A 19,025-nucleotide genomic window follows, 5' to 3' on the forward strand; every position below is an offset into this window, starting at 1 on the left:
CCCTTGCGTCCAGTATATCTGGTGCTGCGCCCCCGGCGGCACTTGCCAGAAGGCCAAAAATAAAGGAATGTCTTTGGCTGCAAGCGCGGCGGTCTATGGGAGAGCGGACGCGCTTTTTCTGAAGGAGCGGGCATGTCTGATTGTGTGCGCTACCCGGCGCCGGGTTGCGTGGTGGAATATATGGAAGGCAATGCCGTGCAGATTGCCCTGGTCACTGAAGAGGTCGGGGGCAGGCTGCGGCTACTGTTACCCAACAGAAGGGAAACCCGGCTCAATTCTTCGCGCCTGCTGCCCTGGATAGGGCCCATGCACGGGGCGGATATGGGGCGGGAAGACGCAGTGCGCGTGCTTGAAGCGCACAGACAAAACCGCGAAGATATGGCCGTCCAGATCCCCGTCATGGACGTGTGGGAACTCGCCCAGGGCGAAGTGGAAGCGGCCCCGGCAAGCTGGTTTGCCGAGCTTTTTGAAAGCGACCCCACCACCGATCATGTGGCTGCCTATGGCCGCGCCCTGCTGGCCTGCAAAAGTCATTTTCGTTTTCAGCCCCCGGATTTTCAGGTTTTTTCAGCCGACATGGTTGAAAAACGCATGGCCGAGGAGAAAATCCGCCTTGAGCGCGAATCGCTTATTGCAGGCGGAGCCGCCTTTCTGCGCCTTCTGTGGGATGTTGCCTGCCGCAAGCGCGAGCTGCCCCAGCCCCCGCGCGAGGGCGCTGCCCTTGGCGAATGGCCCTCGCAGGAAGTGGCAGAGCGCCTAGAAGAAGTTCTTTTTTCCCGCATGATTGATCCTGAAAGTCAGGAATGGGAAAACATCTGGCGCACCCTGAGCAAGGGCATGCCGGATGTGCCGCATCTGCCCCTGCAACTGCTGGTGGCCTGGGGCAAGGTGCCACCGCACTATAATTTCTGGCTTGACCGCGCGGGCTATGCCTCGGGCGATACTTGGTGGCAGGCTTGCGCCGACGAGGTTGAATCCCTTGCCGCCGCAGGGCGCGACCCCCAGGCAGCCCTTGCCAAGAACGGACAGCCAGGCAGTCTTGATGTTTGCGATCTGCCCTGCATCAGCATAGACAGCGCAACCACGCGCGATGTGGACGATGCCTTTCATGTGGAGGCGGAGGGCGACGGCTGGGCCCTGACCCTCATGCTGGCCTGCCCCTCGCTGTTCTGGAATTTTGGCGGACCGCTGGACAAGATGGTGCTGCACCGCGGCACCAGTATCTATCTGCCGGAAGGCGACTGCCACATGCTGCCCGAAGTGCTGGGCACGGACGCCTATTCGCTGCTGGCTGGCCAGACGCGCCCCGCCCTGAGCGTGCTCGTGCATGTGGCGGCGGACGGCACCCTTGGCGAGTGCGAGATTTCGGTTGTGCAGACCAGCCTTGCCGCTAACCTGACCTATGTGGACAGTCAGGCTGTGCTTGACGCGCAGGCCGCAGGCGAACCCCTGCCGCAGAACGCGGCCACGCCCTATGCCGAACAGCTGCGTCTGGGCCTTGAACTTGCCCGTCAGCGGCAGACCGCCCGCATCGCGGACGGCGCGGTAATCATGGACAGGCCCGACCCTGTCATACGTCTTGAGGGCGAAGGGGCAGATGTGCGCGTGGAAGTTGGGCTGGATTATCAGGCCTCGGACGCGCAGATGCTGGTGGCGGAAATGATGATTCTTGCCAGCGCCGCTGTGGCCCAGTGGGCCGCGGACCAGGGCGTCGCCATGCTGCACCGCGTGCAGGATGTGGCCCTGCCCAGAGAATACGCGGGCATCTGGACGACGCCGCAGGACATGACGCGCATCATGCGCGCGCTCACGCCCTCAGGCCTTGAGGTGCAGGCCCGGCCCCACGCGGCCCTCGGGCTTGCGCGCTACACCCCTGTGACCTCGCCGCTCAGGCGTTATCCCGATCTTGTCAACGAAGAACAGTTGGTGCATTTTTTCCGTACTGGCGCGCCGCGCTGGACAGAAGCCGAGCTGACAGACCTGCTCAACGTGCTTTCGCCCGCACTGGACGCGGCGGGGCAGGTGCAGCGCTTCCGCCCGCGCTACTGGAAGCTGCTCTTCTTCCGCCAGAAGGGCGACAAAGTCTGGTGGAACGGCGTCATCACTGAAGAAAACGATGCTTTTATTACCGTGAGCCTGCCTGACCAGGGTATGTTTGTACGCGGTAAAAGGCGGCTCTTTGACGAGCGCTCGCACCCCGGCCTTGCCGTGGACGTGCGTATCGGCAAGGTGCAGCCCCTGTATAATGAAATCATGATTCTGGAAGCGGTTACGGCGGGCTAGACCAGCCTTTCGCTTCAGTCGGGCTGCGTCCCTCTTGGCCTGCGTGCCGACAGGTATTTGCGCTGCCATGTAAGATTGTGTTTTTAAGAGGACTTTTGGGGTTTTCGGGCATATCTGCCCGTATTTTCAGAGGCTTGCAGCGGAGAATTATATGCTGGAAGTATTGTGGATTGCTCTGGCCTATGTGCTTGGTTCTGTGCCGTGGGGCCTTGTTATCGCCAAGACCTTTTGCCGCATAGACCCGCGTGAAAGCGGCAGCCGCAGCACCGGGGCCACCAATGTGGCCCGCCTGTGCGGCTTTGGCTGGGGTGTGGCAACCCTTGCGTGCGACGTCTGCAAGGGGGCTGTGCCCGTGTGGCTGGCCTTTCGCATCAATCCCTCGCCCGTATTTGTGAGCGTGGTGGGCCTGGCCTGCGTGCTTGGGCACGTTTTTTCGTGCTTCATGAAGTTCAAGGGCGGCAAGGCTGTTGCCACCAGTATTGGCGTGTTCCTCCCCCTGGCTTTCTGGCATCTGCTGGCGGCCTCGGCCCTGTGCTGCCTTGTTATCTGGCGCAGCGGCTTTGTTTCGCTGGGTTCGCTCACGCTGGTCGTGGCGCTGGCCGTGGCGCTGGCCGTTACCGGCCAATGGGCCTGGCTGCCTTTGGCCCTGTGCGTGTGCGCCGTGGTGGTCTGGAAGCACAAGGAAAACATCGCCCGACTGCGTGCAGGAACAGAAAACAGCTGGCTCAAGGGCAAGCATTCGGAAAAACAGGAAGACAAGGGATAGCCTGGCTTTCCCGCAGATTTCGGCAATGTTGCGGCCCTCTGTGCCGCCATTGTCACAGCCACAAGCGCCCCTGGCCGCAAAGTGTTTTTGCAGACCAGAGGTGAGGATGGGGATTGCAAAGCCCCTTCCTGATGTCATTATCAAGGAGTTTCTCTCATGGCGCATGCGGATTTTCCGGCCTATCGCGGCCGCATGGAGTATGTTTGTCTTGACTGCGGCGCGCGTCATCCCGGCGACAGCCTGCTGTACACCTGCCCGCAGTGCGGCGGCGTGTTTCTGCTGGAAAACCTGGATTTCGACAAACTGAAAGAACGCAGCGGCGCAGAGTGGCGCGAGCTTTTTGACGCCCGCTCCGCCAGCCGCAGCACCGCGCTTCGGGGGATATTCCGTTTTTACGAGCTGCTTGCTCCCCTGCTGGACGAAGACGATATCGTGTATCTGGGCGAAGGCATCACGCCGATTATTGAAGCGGCCCCGGCCCTGCGCGACCGCGTGGGCGTGCCCTTTGCCTACAAGAACGACGGTCAGAACCCCAGCGCGTCCTTTAAGGATCGCGGCATGGCCTGCGCGTTCAGCTACCTCAAGTGGCTGTGCCGCCGCAACAAATGGGACGAAGTGCTGACCGTGTGCGCCTCCACTGGTGATACCTCGGCGGCGGCGGCCCTCTACGCCTCGTATGTGGGCGCGCCCCTCAAGAGCGTGGTGCTTCTGCCCCACGGCAAGGTGACACCCCAGCAGCTTTCGCAGCCGCTTGGCAGCGGAGCAACCGTGCTTGAGCTGCCCGGCGTGTTTGACGACTGCATGAAGGTGGTCGAGCTGCTGGCAGAAAATTACCGCGTGGCCCTGCTCAATTCCAAGAACAGCTGGCGCATCCTCGGGCAGGAATCCTACGCGTATGAAACAGCCCAGTGGTACGGCTGGGACATGACTGATCTGTGCCTCTTTGTGCCCATCGGCAATGCGGGCAACGTCACGGCCATCATGTGCGGATTTTTGAAAATGCTGGAGCTCGGCATCATCTCCTCGCTGCCCCGCGTATTCGGCGTCCAGTCCGAGCATGCCGACCCGGTGTGGCGTTATTACGATGCGCCCAAGGATGCCCGCCACTGGCAGCCCGTAACCGTCACGCCCAGCGTGGCGCAGGCCGCCATGATCGGCAACCCCGTTTCATTCCCGCGTGTGCGCAAGCTGGCGGAGGTATTTATCGAAAAAGGCGGCGAAGGGGCCTTTCAGGTGGTGCGCGTGACCGAACAGCAGATCATGGACGCCATGATTGTTGCCAATCGTCACGGCCATATTGCCTGCACCCAGGGCGGAGAATGCCTTGCTGGCCTCATGAACGCCAAGGCCCTTGGCCTGATCAGCGACAAGGAGCATGCCGTGCTTGACGCGACGGCCCATGCGCTCAAGTTCGCTGGTTTTCAGGACATGTATTTTAACGACTCCTTCCCGCCGGAATACGGCGTCACGCCAGACAAGAGTCTGGCCAACAAGCCGGAACTGCTCCTGCCCGAAAGTGCCCGTCAGGGGCGTGAAGTGGCCGAATTTGCCCGCATGGGGGCGGATGCCGTGGCTGGACGACTTTCTTTACAAAAAAAGTAAAGTTTATATTTTAGAAGCCGATAATCAAAGAAGCGGCAGCGCAGATCTGTTGCGCTGCCGCTTCTTTTTTGCTGTGCGGAATGCCGCCCCTGCTCTGGTACGTAGATTGCGTGGTATTTGAAGAATTGCCGCGTTGCGGGCTGCATGGCGTGATCTCTTGGGGAATTATCATCCTCCCGAAATGGGAGGTGCCGCATATGAATCCCCAAGGATCAATGTGCTAAGATGATAGGTTTATTACGCAAAGGATGTTTTTATGTTTTCACGCAGTATCAGGACTGCCATGTTGCTGGTCATCAGCATTGTGGTACTGGCGGTGCAGTCGGCTCTGGTTGTTGTCGTAACGCGCATGGGGGATGAGGCGAACCTTAAGGCGAGCACTCACGAAATGGATCTCACCGCGGACACGGTAAGCAAATCCCTGGGCGATTTTGGAACACAGCTCAGCATGTTCATAAACGGAGTTTCCAAACCGCCGCGACTGCGTGAATTTCTGCTTACGGGCGAAGACAAAAAAGGCGCGGAAGTTTTTCTTGCCGCCATGTCGCAAGCCGCGCCCGAAATAAATACGCTCTATCTGTTTGATGCCTCGGGCAAGCAGGTTATTCTGTGTGCTCAGGGCAAACTGGGCAAGGTTAACGATCTGGCGGAGCGCGAGTACATAAAGACCGCACTGGCTGGCAAGGCGGGTTACAGTTCTGCCCCGCTCAGGAGCATTGCCACGGGCAAGCTCATAGTCAGCGTCACTACGCCCATTTTTGACGACAAAGGAAAAGTGGTTGGAGGTGTTGGCATGTCCTACGACATAGACACCCTGACCAAAAACCTCAAGGGCATAACCATAGGTAAAACTGGCCGTGTCATTGTGGTTTCGCCCGAGGGCGTTGTGATCAGCCATGTGGACAGCGAGCTTATTCTCAAGGATATGGCCGGGGAACCGGGCGTCAGTGAAATGGTCAAGGCTGATTCCGGCAATGGCGTGGAATTTATGCGTAACGGCGAGAAACGCATGCTGGCGTGGGATGTGGCCCCCAACTGGAACTGGCGCGTGGGCGTGACAGTGAGCCGTGATGAAATAGAGGCCCCTGCCCATGAGCAGCGTAACGTTATGCTGGTGGTGGGCTTTATCACTATTCTGTCTCTGGTGGGCATTTGTCTGTTTGCGCTGGACAAGGTGGTTGTGCGCCCCTTGCGGCAGTTGCAGGCTTTTGCTTCAGACGTTGCGGACGGCAATCTTGAGTCCTCCCTGACGATCAACCTGCGCAATGAAATTGGTCATCTGGCTGACAGCCTGCGCAGCATGGTAGGCAGTCTCAAGGCCAAGATCGCCGAGGCTGATGAAAAAAGCCGTCTGGCGCAGGAAGAATCGGAACGCGCCGCCAGTGCAACAAAAGAAGCTGAAGCCGCCCGCATGGCTGCCGAACAGGCCAAGGCCGATGGCATGCTGCATGCCGCCACCGAGCTTGAAGGCGTTGTGGAGGCCGTAACAACGGCTTCGGAAGAACTCTCTGCCCAGGTGGAACAGGCCAGTCGCGGCGCTGAAAGCCAGACCGCGCGTGTGGGCGAGACAGCCACGGCCATGGAAGAAATGAACGCCACCGTGCTTGAAGTGGCGCGCAATGCCGGGCAGGCGGCTGAATCTGCCAAAACCGCCAAGAACAAGGCTGAAAGCGGCGCAGATGTAGTGGCCCGTGTGGTAAAGGATATCAGCCGCATCCAGACCAGCGCAGTGGAACTGAAAACGGAAATGACCTCGCTCGGCAAGCAGGCCGAGAGCACGGGGCAGATCCTGGGCGTTATTTCGGATATTGCCGACCAGACCAATCTGCTGGCGCTCAATGCGGCCATTGAAGCGGCGCGCGCTGGCGAAGCCGGGCGTGGATTTGCCGTGGTAGCCGATGAGGTGCGCAAACTTGCGGAAAAGACCATGACCGCCACCAAGGAAGTGGGCGACGCCATCCGCGATATCCAGAATGGCACCCGTAAAAACGTGGGCAATGTGGAACAGGTTGTAGGCATGATTGACACCGCCACCACGCTTGCGAGCACCTCGGGCGAAGCCTTGAACGAAATCGTGGAACTGGTGGACGCCACGGCCCAGCAGGTGCAGTCCATCGCCACAGCTGCGGAAGAACAATCCTCCACCAGCGAAGAGATCAACCGCTCCATTGAAGACGTGAACCGTATCTCGCTCGAAACCAGCTCCGCCATGCAGCATTCTGCCGGGGCGGTTTCCGACATGGCCCAGCAGGCCCAGGTCTTGCGCGGGCTTATCAGCAGTATGAAATCCGGAAACTAGCCAGTGATGGTGGAAAACAGCGGCAGGTATGCCCGCCAGGCTGAACTTGTTGCTGAAGTATTTTAAAATCAAGCTTGACGTCTGACTGCAAGCGGCTCCTGCTCACGTGGGGGCCGCTTTTTTCATTCTCGTTTTGTCGCTGCCACAAGGCGCACGTGCAGGTATTACTGTTAATTATTTTAATATCAGTGTTAATAAATGCAGACATATGTGAACGTGACGTGAAGGAATCAAGATTCAGATAACAATGAATTATCAGTTATTTCAGGTGATAATCGTAAAATTAAATATCTTGATATATTGGAACATATATTGCAGATGCCTTCCATTTGAGGTTTTAGCAAGATCGCAGTGGACAGTCTGAATTGAAATGATCTGTTTTGCAGTGAGGAGGCTAGTTTATGTCGGTACGCAGCATCAGAATGGCAATGATGCTTCTTGTGGGCGGGGTGGTTTTTGTGGTGCAGTCAGCCCTGATTGTCGTGGTTGCCCGCTACAGCTATGAGGCCAGCCTGACGTCAAGCGTAGATCAGATGCGCCTTCTGGCTGGCACCATTGCCAAGTCGCTGGGCGACTTTGGCGAGCAGCAGCAGATGGTGCTGCACGGAGCCGTACTGCAACCTGCCCTCAAGGAATATTTGCGTAACCGGCACGATAATGGCGAAGCCGCAGGTTTTCTCTCGGCCATGTCGCGCTCGGCAGACGAAGTAAACTCCTTCTTTCTGTTTGATACGGAAGGCACCCAACTGATCAACCGTGTTCACGGCAAGGAAGGCAGCCTCAAAAATTTTGCCCACCGCGAGTATATTCGCCAGACGTTCAATGGCAAGCCAGGCCTGAGCGACACTCCGTCAAAAAGCGCGATCACGGGCAAGCCCATTGTGGGCGTTGCCGATGCCATAGTGGACGAGAACGGCAAGGTCATTGGCGGCGTGGGCATGGCCTATGCCATTGACGGCCTGATGGAAAACTACATTAACGACATCCATCTGGGCAAAACGGGCTATCCGTTTATTGTTGCGCCCACGGGCGTCATGGTCGGGCACCCTGACAGCGAGCGCGTACTCAAGGATGTTTCCAAGGAAGCAGGCATTGCCAAGATTCTTGCCACGCCGTCGGGCGTGGAACCTTTCACCAGTGGCGGCATGGAAAAAATGCTGGCGTGGGCGCCGGTTCCGGGCTGGAACTGGAAGGTTGTCATCACCATGGATCGCGCGGAGATTGAGGCCTCGGCCAACAGCCAGCGCAACATCATGGTTTGCGCTGGCTTTGCCGCAATCCTGCTGCTTGTGGGCATTACCCTGCTGGCCCTTGAAAAGATCATCGTCAAACCCCTGCAAGAGCTGGAATCCTATGCCCGGTCGGTGGCGGCGGGCGAGCTTGACCGCAGCCTGACCCTTGTGCGGCGTAATGAGATTGGTCATCTGGCAGACAGCCTGCGCAGCATGGTGGGCAGCCTTAAAGACAAAATAGCCGAAGCAGACGGAAAAAGCCTTCTGGCGCAGGAAGAATCAGAACGCGCAGCCAGCGCAACAAAGGAAGCCGAAGCCGCCCGCATGGCTGCCGAACAGGCCAAGGCCGATGGCATGCTGCATGCCGCCACCGAGCTTGAAGGCGTTGTGGAGGCCGTAACAACGGCTTCGGAAGAACTCTCTGCCCAGGTGGAACAGGCCAGTCGCGGCGCTGAAAGCCAGACCGCGCGTGTGGGCGAGACAGCCACGGCCATGGAAGAAATGAACGCCACCGTGCTTGAAGTGGCGCGCAATGCCGGGCAGGCGGCGGAATCCGCCAAGGCCGCCAAGAGCAAGGCTGAAAGCGGCGCGGATGTAGTGGCCAGCGTGATAAAGGATATCAGCCGCATCCAGACCAGCGCCGTGGAGTTGAAATCGGAAATGACCACGCTCGGCAAGCAGGCCGAGAGTACGGGGCAGATTTTGGGTGTTATTTCGGACATTGCAGACCAAACCAACCTGCTGGCGCTCAATGCCGCCATAGAAGCGGCGCGCGCAGGCGAGGCCGGGAGAGGGTTTGCCGTGGTAGCCGATGAGGTGCGCAAACTGGCGGAAAAGACCATGACCGCCACCAAGGAAGTGGGCGACGCCATCCGCGATATCCAGAACGGCACCCGCAAAAACGTGGGCAACGTGGAGCAGGTAGTGGGTATGATTGATACCGCCACCACGCTTGCGGGCACTTCCGGCGAGGCCCTGCATGAAATTGTGAATCTGGTGGATGCTACGGCCCAGCAGGTGCAATCCATCGCCACCGCCGCGGAAGAACAGTCTTCGACCAGCGAGGAGATCAACCGCTCCATTGAAGACGTGAACCGTATTTCGCTAGAAACCAGCTCCGCCATGCAGCATTCTGCCGGGGCGGTTTCAGACATGGCCCAGCAGGCCCAGGTGCTGCGCGGGCTTATCAGCAGTATGAAATCCGGGCATTAGCCGCCCGGCTGTAAGTACCAATATGGGGGGCCTTGCCGCATGGCAGGGCCCCTTTTCATATGGTTTTTCCGGGTCAGCTTTTTGGGCTGCCCACAGAGGCTTGCAAAAGAACAGAGCATCAGTAGTGTGGAAAAAACACCAGCAAACCCGGAGGCTCCATGCGGCAGACTACGATCATTGCTCTTTTGTTCATGCTGCTGGCGGTGACTGCCAGTGCGGCAGATTACAAGGACGTAGCCTCCGGCGTGCGCTATACGCACATCGGCGACTACAGCGTTGAACGGCTGAACAAAATTCTTACGTCAGAAGTGGCGACCTTCAGCAATTTCAAGATGCAGTACCCGCAAGCCGCCAATGGCGTGAGCCTGTACAAGGTGCTGTATACAACCATGATTCCGGAACAGGGCAATCGGCCCACGCTGGCTTCCGGCCTTGTGGCAGTGCCGCAAACCGCCCCAAAAAAGTTGCCTGTGGTTTCGTACCAGCACGGCACGGTATTTACTCGCACGGCGGTGCCTTCCCACCCTGAGGAATCGGACGAAACACGCATTGTGACCGCGCGGCTGGCGGGGAACGGCTATGTGGTGATAGGCGCGGACTACATCGGCAAGGGTGATTCCACAGAGCCGGACAGCTACATGGTGCGCGAGTCAACAGTGCAGGCCTGCATGGATATGCTTTTTGCCGCCCGAGCGGTGCTTGCTGATCTGGGTATTGAAGAGGATGGCCTCTATCTTAGTGGCTGGTCGCAGGGCAGCTGGAGCACCCAGCAGTTCCGCCATCGGCTCGAATCCCTGAACATGCCCGTCAAGGCGGCGGCAACGGCAGCCGATCTGTACCTGCTGCTGACCCGCTGGATAAACAATCCCTCATCGCTTGACGCCACGTGGCTCGCGGGCAGCGTTATTCTGTTTACCTATTCCTACGCCTACTATTACGACATGCCCGGCCTGCCCCAGACCATCATCAAGCCAGAGTATCAGGCTGTTTGCCGTGATTTTTACGAGAACAAGATCGGTTGGGAAGAGTTGCAACCGCAGATACCCGCCAAGATTGCCGACCTGGTGCAAGAGGAAGTTATGGCGCAATCCTCGGCGGGTATGGATACCTTTTTTCGCAGATTGCGCGACAATCAGGCCTTCATGTGGCGCTCGGCAACGCCTTGCCGCTACTATTACGGCAAGGTGGATGAAGTCATGCCGCCCTATGTGTCCACCCTTGCCGTGGGCTACACCATCACCGCAGGGGGAGCCAGGGCTGAAGCCGTGTATGCTGGCGACACCGCCGACCACCGCGGTGGGTTTTTGTATGGAGTGGGGGATCAGAAGGATTTTTTTGACAGCAAACGCTAAACAGCTCTTTTGCCCGCTGGCTGCATCAGAAAGCTTTGCCTGAGAGCAAAGGACAATGCAAAAATCAGATAGTTCCGGCTTCTTTTCGTGCTGCGGCCAGGAGGTTGGAAACCAGCCTCCTGACCGCAGTTCTTGTTATAACCATGTGTTGTAGCGGCGCATAAAGGCTCCCTTTACCAGCGTGGCCAGGGTCAGATAACCCGCAAGCACCGCAGCCAGCCAGGGAAAGTAGCTGGCGGGCAACGCGCCCATGTCCAGCCCCTGACCCAGAGCGGTGAAGGGAATGGCTGTGCCCACAGCAACGCCAAGGCCCGTGAGCAGGGTCACCTGCCATGCGGCGCGGCTGTGCAGCAGGGGAATGCCCGGGGTGCGCAGCATGTGAATGACCATGGTCTGCGTCCACAGCGATTCCACAAACCAGCCCGCCTGAAACAGGGCGGCAAAGCTCGCCTGATCGGTACTGCTCATGGCTTGCCAGCCGCCTGCGGGCATGGGCACCACGGCAGGGCAGATCACCCAGAACAGCAGGGCGTAGGTTGTGAGGTCAAAGACCGAGCTGGTAGGCCCGAGCCAGAACATAAACCTGCGGATGCTGTCCGTGTCCCAGTTGCGGGGCTTGCGCAAAAAGTCCTCGTCCACATTGTCCCAGGGCATGGCCGTGCAGGAGACATCGTAGAGCAGGTTGAGCACCAGAATCTGCAGGGGCGTCATGGGCAAGAACGGCAGAAACACGCTGGCCGCCAGCACGGAGAACATGTTGCCGAAGTTGGAACTGACCGTAATCTTGATGTATTTGATTATATTTGCATAGGTGCGGCGGCCTTCCATCACCCCGGCCTCAAGTACGGTGAGGTCTTTTTCCAGCAGGATGACGCCTGCGGATTCCCGCGCCACGTCCACGGCGGAATCTACGGAAATACCCACATCGGCATTCTTCATGGCAGGGGCATCGTTGATGCCGTCGCCCATAAAGCCCACCACATGGCCGTTGCCGCGCAGGCAGGTCACAATGCGGGCCTTCTGGCGAGGGCTGAGCTTGGCGAAAATGTCGGCCTGTTCAACGGCGATTTTCAGGGCCTCGTCGTCCATCTCTTCAATTTCTGCGCCCAGCAGGATGTTTTTCCCCGGCAGCCCCACCTGACGGCATACGCTACGGGTAACGGCATCGTTGTCGCCTGTCAGCACTTTTACGCGCACGCCGTGTTCGTTGAGCGCGGCCAGAGCCTTTGATGCGGAATCCTTGGGCGGATCAAGAAAGGCCAGATAGCCCAGCAACACCATATCTTTTTCGTCCGCCACAGAGAAAACGCCGCCCGGTGCGGACATGGTTTTGTGCGCCACGCCCACCACGCGCATGCCGTCGTTGTTGTAACGGCGCACGCGCTCCAGTATTTCCGCCTGGAGTTCAGACGTGAGCGGTTCGACCTGCCCGTGATATTCGGCATAGGCGCATACGGTGAGCATTTCTTCTAGCGCGCCCTTGGTGATGATCTGGGTTTTGCCCGTGGTGTCGGCCACCACAACGCTCATACGGCGGCGGCTGAAATCAAAGGGCATTTCGTCCACAAGGCTGTATTCCTTGCGTAGGGGCTGCATGCTCAGTTCATCGGCGTGGTTGACGATGGCGGCGTCCAGCAGGTTTTTGAGGCCGGTCTGGAACCAGCTGTTCAAAAAGGCGTGGCGCAGCACTCGGGCGTCTTCCGTGCCATGAATGTCGAGCGAATACTCAAGCACAATCCTGTCTTGCGTGAGGGTACCCGTCTTGTCGGTACACAGCACATCCATGGCCCCAAGGTTCTGGATGGCGTTGAGGCGGCGGGCAATAACCTTTTTGCGGGCCATAAACACGGCCCCGCGCACCAGATTGGCGGATACCACGGTGGGCAGCATCTCGGGCGTAAGACCCACGGCGACGGAAAGGGCAAACAATGCGGCTTCCACCCAGTCGCCCTTGGTGAAGCCGTTGATAAAAAGCACCACCGGGGCCATGCAGATCATGAACCGCAAAAGCAGCCAGGAAACGGAGTTCACGCCTTTGTCAAAGCTGGTGGGTGTAGTGGTTGCAGCAATCTGGCGCGCCAGAGAGCCGAAAAGCGACGCTCCGCCCACAGCCAGCACAAGGCCGTAGGCCGCGCCGCTGACAACGTTGCTGCCCATGAAGGCCAGATTGTCGCAATCAAGGGGCGAGGCGGCGGCAGTGTCGGCGGGCAGGGCATGGGGGAACTTTTCCACCGGTTCGCTCTCGCCAGTGAGGGAAGACTGACTGACAAAAAGATCCTTTGCCCGCAGGATCCGCATGTCGGCGGGGATCATGTCGCCTGCGGCCAGGCGCACCACATCGCCCACCACCAGCGAATTGATGGGCAGTTCCTTGCCTTCGCCCTCGCGCACCACTTCAATGGTGGTTTTGACCAGCGATTCAAGACGGGCCACGGCATTGCCGGAGCGGGCCTCCTGCACGAAATGGAGCACGCCGCTGATGCAGACCATGACCATCACGATAATAACGGCGGTGAGGTCTTTTTCTCCGGCGGTTACAAGCAGATAGTCGGTAAAGAAAGAAATGCAGGCCAGCAGCAGGAGCACAACGCTGAAGGGATTGATAAACGAGGTGAACAGGCGTTTGGGCAGGCTGTCCCTGCCCTTGGCGGCAAGGATATTGGCACCGTACTGATGGCGCATCTCATGCACCTGATGGCGGGAAAGGCCATCGGGTGAGGAGTTAAACGTCTGCAATGCTTCGTCCGGCTCAACGCGCGCGGCATCAAGCAGGCGGGTTGTAGCCTGACGGACCAGTTCAGTACTGACGGTATGTGCGGCGGGGCCTTTGCGGCCAAAAAAACGGGCAAACGGCACAACAAGGCCGTGCGGCAAAAAAGAGCGCAGAACCATAAAATCCTCCTGGGAGCACGCGCAACGCGTTACCCGCAGGAAGATTTTCAGCTACGGGAACGGAATGGCGTGGAAAGAGTGGTGCGACGTAAACTGTCAGGTTCCGAAGGGGAACTGTGGCAACTGTCGGACGGCATGTAGGAAGCTCCTTCCATAGGGTTGAGGGTGACCGCCTGCCAGAGGGCAGACACATAAAAAGAGTATGGCCGCAACGGGCCATCCGCGCGGAACCTATTCGCTCCGGACATTATTGTCAAAGGGGGAAAACGGAAGCCTATTCTGCCGTGTCGGCGCTAAATCCATGTTTTCTGCGGTTGGGCTCGGCGGAATGTGTCATTTCGTCAAGAAAGTCATGCAAAAAACATATGGCGTCTACTGAAACGGATTCGCACAGATGTGGCGGGTCATTGGGGTGGATGCCGCCGGGCCGCAAATCCTTACAGGAGAGGCTGCCGAAACGGTCAATAAACTGGGCTGCAAACTGTGCGCACAGATCAACGATTTCGGATTCTTCCTTGCCCAGCTCCGCGCCGCGCAGGCCGATAAGCAGCAAGCCGCCCTCCACAAGCCCGCACTGTCCGCCTGTGCCGCCAGCTCCGTGGCAACCTACGGTGGCAGTGTAAATCTGCGGGTGCAGCGGTTCCTGGAGTGTGTTTTCCAGACAACGCAGGGTCGTGCGGGCGCAATTGAGATCTCTGTCCCAATAATAGTGGCGCACCAGGGCGGCCACTCTGTCATGCGTACTCATGGTTTTCCTCTCAGGTGCAGCAGTGTTTTCCATCTGGGAAGATAGACGTTCAGGTCAAGATATTCAGGTGGAAGGTGCAGAGGCGCCGCAGTTTGCAGCGCACTGGCCACATCGTCCACGCTGCCGGTGCGCGGCAGGCTGGCTACATCTTGCAGGGGGCAGAGGTCAAAGTCGTCTGTGGGCAGCATGGCCACGACGGGCAGCCCCTTGATGGCGGCTTCAAGCGCCACAGTGGTGGAGTTGGAGGCCCAGACCACCACGCCGGGAGCAAGCTGGTCGGCAATGGGGCCATCCACAACTTGCACGTCCTGCGCACGGCGACCCAGCAAGGCGTTCAGTCTTTCCTGAACGGGCAGGTAGGGGTGCGGCTTTACGCGGATTTCCCAGCCGTCAAGCAGGCCTGCATGCAGCGAACGGGCAAGCAGAGCCAGATGGGCCTCGGTTTCGTCAGCAAAAAAGCTGGTTACAGCCAGCAGACGCCGGGGAGCAGGCGTGGAATCATGGCCCGCAGCAACGCTGGCCTTTTGCGCATCTTTGTCGGCCAGATAGAGGTAACGCAGAGCTTCCACTTCGCCCAGCCGCTCGGCGGGCACGCCTGCCTCGCGCCACTGCGAGCACGCGGATTGCCCGTTGCCCCGCACCATGTCGGGCTGGAAAGCGGCCAGTTCTCCCGTAAAGGTGCGCGGGTCGTCAAAATAACGAAAGTCTGTGGGCCGAATGGTGGAATGCTGCGCGCCGATGACGGGGCCGTTGTCCGCCTCGTGCATGGTCTGCGTGAGCATGCGTTCCCACGGGCAGTTCTCCAGCGGGAAGAGCGTCCAGCGCTGCGGGCCTGCCATGGCGGCATACCGCTTGAATGCCCGGTGTTGCAGGCAGCGTTCAAGGCAGCGCCAGCCCCGGAACGATTCCGCCCAGTAGGGGCCGAGGTAGGTCCAGAAATCAAGCTGCGAGCCTGTAAAATGAAAGGCCGCGCGGGCTTCTTTTTCCAGCCGCAGGCTGGCAAGGCACAGGCGCGCGTAGCGGAACAGGGCGGCTATGAGGTCGCCTGTGGTCAGAAATTCTTCAAGATAATGGAAGCTCGCGCCGTCCCTGCCTTCACGGCGAAAGCGGTCGCGCAGGGCAATACACTGGGCCAGACTGAGCTGGGGCGCAGGAAAGCGGATGAAAAGCCAGCGCACAAAGTGCCCGGCGGTCTGGGCATGCTCCCCGGCGTTCCCATGTTCTTGCGCCTCCGCATCGGCGGTGGCGTTCAGCGCATCGTGCAGGCTCTCCCAGTAGCGGGAACGATAGCGGCCATTTTCCGCAGCCTTCATGTCCACATTGGGAAAGTAGGTGGCGATGGTGGCAGCCTGCCCCTGAGCGGGCGGCAGCGGGTTTTTGGCTGAAAAAGGCGGCAGGTGGCGGCGTACAGTCCACCACCAGTGGGCGTAGCGGGCCAGCGCGCGCAAGGGGGGAGGCGTTGCGTCATAAACCTTGCGCAGCAGACTGCGGGCTGGCTCAAGCGGAACCGGAGCTTCGCTGCATTCTGCAAACAGCCTGTGGCCAGATTTGCACATGCGCGCAAGCGCGCCGCGCAGGTCTTCATCCCCGCCAAAAACGCGCAGGGAGGCAAATCCGCCCTCGTCCATGAGGCGCTCAAGGGTGCGCAGCTTGTAAACAGTGTAGAGCCCGGGCGTCATCTTGGGATGGCGCTCGTACAGCAGCGAACACCACCACATGGAGAGTTTTTCGCCGCAACGCAGATGCTGCTGCACCTCGCGCCCGCCAACGCGCATGCGTCCCAAATCGTGCGCCCAGGCCATATGCTCGGCACGGATGGTCGTCAGTTCATCGCGCAGGCGCGCAGACAGCGAAATTTCGCCACTGGGCGCTTCCCATCCGTCCCAGTGCGCAACAAGCCGTTGGGGCAGGGCCTGACCCGACTCTGTTTCGGCCTTGCCGTTGGGGCTGTAGCCCGGGGCCGTGCACAGCGCGCGCGCCGCATCCGGCAGCATCGGGCCTATGACAAGAACAAGCTCTTTCATGCTGAACCCCTAGCGCTCCTTAATCCCGGCGTCTTCTGCTTCGGGCGCGGCGCTGGCCTCGTTGAGGGCTGCCCAGATGGCAAGGCCGTAGGGCGGCTGCAACACGCCTTTTTCGGTGATGATGCCAGTGATAAGCTCTGCGGGGGTTACGTCAAAGGCAAAATTGTACACGGGCACATCTGCGGGTGTCAGGCGCGTATCACCCACATGGGTGACCTCGCGTTCCGGGCGCTGTTCAATGGGAATGCCGCTGCCGTCGGATGTTGTGGGGTCAATTGTGGAGAGCGGGGCAGCCACGTAGAAGGGAATATTGAAGTGCTTTGCCAGCAGGGCAACGCCATAGGTGCCGATCTTGTTGGCCGCGTCGCCGTTGGCGGCAATGCGGTCGGCCCCCACCACCACAGACTGCACGAGCCCCTTGCTCATGAGCAGCGCGCAGGCATTGTCGCAGGCAACGGTAACGGGGATATTGTCCTTGTGCAGTTCCCAGGCCGTGAGGCGCGCGCCCTGGAGGAAGGGCCGTGTTTCATCGGCAATAACCTTGATGCGTTTGCCCTGCTCCACAGCACCGCGGATAACCCCAAGCGCCGTGCCATAGCCCGCAGTGGCCAGGGCGCCAGCATTGCAGTGGGTGAGCACGGTGTCGCCGTCTTTCAGGCAATCCGCGCCAAAACGGCCCAGAGTCTTGCATGCTTCCACATCTTCGGCCTGCATTCTGGCGGCCTCGTCAAGAAAGGCCGCGAGCAGGGGGGCGCGGTCGCCGCGTCCGCTGTTCATGACCTTCCACCAGCATCTGCGCATGCGTTCAACGGCCCAGCGCAAGTTTACGGCGGTGGGGCGGGCATTGGCAATGCGGTCGAGCAGTTCTTCAAGCTGGGTGGCCCAGCCGGGGCCGCTGGTTTCGTTCAGCGCAAGGGCGCAGCCCCAGGCCGCAGTGACGCCAATGGCCGGAGCCCCGCGCACAACCATGGTTTGTAACGCCGATACAATGTCGTCTGTATTACGGCAGATCACTTCAGTTTCCTGCTCTGGCAGCAAGCGCTGGTCAAGCAGGTGCAGCGCAAGATTTTGCCTGTCAAAGCGAATATGATCTTCCATGGTTTGCCTCCGCAGGATTCGAGATATTTATCAAGGATACACAACTATGCGCTGAAGGCAAAGCGCAGTTGGCGGCATTCCGCCGTAAACCATATAAAAAACATGCCCCATCAAGAGGTTCTGCGGCCCGCAATGCTTTACAAACAGGCGCGCGGCTGGCTATGCTGCGGCTTGACAAAATCGTTTCCGGCGCGATGTGAGCGCCCGGTAAACGCACTGGCTTCCTGTGGGGCTGCGCGGCAGGGTGGAGTCCATGCCTGCATGGTGCGGGCGTGACCTGTTGCGAGCGCATGGGACAGACTGCATGTCGATCAACTTAGGAGCTATCAGACATGGAAGAGTTTTCGCGGATTCGCCGCCTCCCCCCCTATGTTTTTGCGGTGGTGGGAGACCTCAAAATGCGGCTGCGTCGGCAGAATATCGACATCGTGGACTTCAGCATGGGCAATCCGGACATCGCAACGCCCGCACCCATCGTCGAAAAGCTTGTTGAGGCAGCACAGAAGCCGGTGAACCACCGCTACTCGCTTTCGCGCGGTATTCCGAACCTGCGCAAAGCCATCTGTGATCGCTATGCCCGCCACTACGGCGTGCAGCTCGACCCTGACAGCGAAGCCATCGTGACCCTGGGTTCCAAGGAAGGCCTGGCCCACCTTTCGCTGGCTATTCTTGAGCCCGGCGATGTGGTGCTCGCACCCGACCCGACTTACCCCATCCACAAGTACGCGCCCATCATTGCAGGCGCGGACGTGCGCAGCGTGCCCATCGGCCCTGGCCGCAACTTTTTTGAAGACCTTGAGGCCGCCATGCGTCAGGCCTGGCCCAAGCCCAAGGTGCTTTTCATCTGCTATCCGCACAACCCCACCACCGAAGTGACGGATCTGGAATTCTTCCAGAAGATTGTGGACTTCGCCAAGGAAAACCACATCTGGGTCGTGCATGATCTGGCTTACGCCGATCTGGTTTTTGACGGCTACAAGGCCCCCAGCTTTTTGCAGGCCAAGGGCGCCAAGGATGTGGGCGTGGAATTCTACTCCCTGTCCAAGAGCTATTCCATGCCCGGCTGGCGCGTGGGTTTTGCCGTGGGCAACAAGGATCTTATCCATGCCCTGGCGCGCATCAAGAGCTATCTGGATTACGGCATGTTCCAGCCCATCCAGATTGCCTCCACCGTGGCCCTCAACGGCCCCGAAGACTGTGTGCACCAGATCCGCGACGTGTATCAGGAACGGCGTGACCGCCTCATCGAAGGCCTGAACCGCATCGGCTGGGAAACGCCTTCGCCCAAGGCGACCATGTTTGTGTGGGCGCACATTCCCGAACCCTTCCGCAAGATGGGCTCCGTGGAATTTTCCAAGCTGCTGTTGCAGGAGGCCCACGTGGCCGTTTCGCCTGGTCTGGGCTTCGGCTCCTACGGCGACGAATACGTGCGTTTTGCCCTGATTGAAAACGATCAACGCACGCGGCAGGCTATTAGCAGTATGCGGCGGTTGTTGTCGGGCGTCTCCGACTAAACC

The 19,025-nt window shown here is 59.4% G+C and carries 11 protein-coding genes; 7 read left to right on the plus strand and 4 right to left on the minus strand.

The features are described from left to right. Positions 1-132 precede the first annotated feature (132 nt). From RDK48_RS06740 to RDK48_RS06765, 6 genes are all read left to right on the plus strand, one after another. Positions 133-2,283, plus strand: coding sequence for a ribonuclease catalytic domain-containing protein (locus tag RDK48_RS06740; protein ID WP_298998280.1), 2,151 nt, complete (start codon positions 133-135; stop codon positions 2,281-2,283). A gap of 151 nt (positions 2,284-2,434) precedes the next feature. Then, the gene (gene plsY, locus RDK48_RS06745) at positions 2,435-3,049 is read left to right on the plus strand and encodes a glycerol-3-phosphate 1-O-acyltransferase PlsY (protein ID WP_298998282.1); all 615 of its coding nucleotides are present in this window, start codon (positions 2,435-2,437) and stop codon (positions 3,047-3,049) included. 156 nt (positions 3,050-3,205) lie between these two features. After that, the gene (gene thrC / locus RDK48_RS06750) at positions 3,206-4,651 is read left to right on the plus strand and encodes a threonine synthase (protein ID WP_298998285.1); all 1,446 of its coding nucleotides are present in this window, start codon (positions 3,206-3,208) and stop codon (positions 4,649-4,651) included. A 256-nt stretch (positions 4,652-4,907) separates the two neighbouring features. Continuing rightward, a complete protein-coding gene (locus tag RDK48_RS06755; RefSeq protein ID WP_308587850.1) occupies positions 4,908-6,950 on the plus strand; it encodes a methyl-accepting chemotaxis protein in 2,043 nt (680 codons plus the stop codon). Positions 6,951-7,351: 401 nt separating this feature from the next. Then, on the plus strand, positions 7,352-9,394 hold the full coding sequence (locus tag RDK48_RS06760; RefSeq protein WP_298998289.1) for a methyl-accepting chemotaxis protein: 2,043 nt from the start codon (positions 7,352-7,354) through the stop codon (positions 9,392-9,394). 158 nt (positions 9,395-9,552) lie between these two features. Continuing rightward, entirely contained in the window at positions 9,553-10,746 is a 1,194-nt protein-coding gene (locus tag RDK48_RS06765; RefSeq protein ID WP_308587851.1) for a hypothetical protein, read from the plus strand. 135 nt (positions 10,747-10,881) lie between these two features. On the opposite strand, the gene mgtA is transcribed toward RDK48_RS06765, so the two are convergent. The 4 genes from mgtA to mtnA form a co-directional block, all read right to left on the minus strand. Then, complete coding sequence (gene mgtA / locus RDK48_RS06770) at positions 10,882-13,638, minus strand: magnesium-translocating P-type ATPase (protein WP_298998293.1); 2,757 nt, start codon at positions 13,636-13,638, stop codon at positions 10,882-10,884. A gap of 274 nt (positions 13,639-13,912) precedes the next feature. Beyond that, positions 13,913-14,386, minus strand: a complete 474-nt coding sequence (locus RDK48_RS06775; protein ID WP_298998295.1) for a C-GCAxxG-C-C family (seleno)protein — start codon at positions 14,384-14,386, stop codon at positions 13,913-13,915. Continuing rightward, a complete protein-coding gene (locus RDK48_RS06780) occupies positions 14,383-16,410 on the minus strand; it encodes a TIGR04326 family surface carbohydrate biosynthesis protein (protein WP_298998297.1) in 2,028 nt (675 codons plus the stop codon). The genes RDK48_RS06775 and RDK48_RS06780 overlap by 4 nt, the downstream gene beginning before the upstream one ends. A gap of 9 nt (positions 16,411-16,419) precedes the next feature. Further along, on the minus strand, positions 16,420-17,508 hold the full coding sequence (mtnA, locus tag RDK48_RS06785) for an S-methyl-5-thioribose-1-phosphate isomerase (RefSeq protein WP_298998300.1): 1,089 nt from the start codon (positions 17,506-17,508) through the stop codon (positions 16,420-16,422). A gap of 332 nt (positions 17,509-17,840) precedes the next feature. Here mtnA and RDK48_RS06790 point away from each other — a divergent pair, with 332 nt between their 5' ends. Next, the gene (locus RDK48_RS06790; protein ID WP_022659937.1) at positions 17,841-19,022 is read left to right on the plus strand and encodes an aminotransferase class I/II-fold pyridoxal phosphate-dependent enzyme; all 1,182 of its coding nucleotides are present in this window, start codon (positions 17,841-17,843) and stop codon (positions 19,020-19,022) included. Positions 19,023-19,025 lie beyond the last annotated feature (3 nt).

The sequence above is a fragment of the uncultured Desulfovibrio sp. genome (assembly GCF_902477725.1).
Lineage (GTDB): Bacteria > Desulfobacterota > Desulfovibrionia > Desulfovibrionales > Desulfovibrionaceae > Desulfovibrio.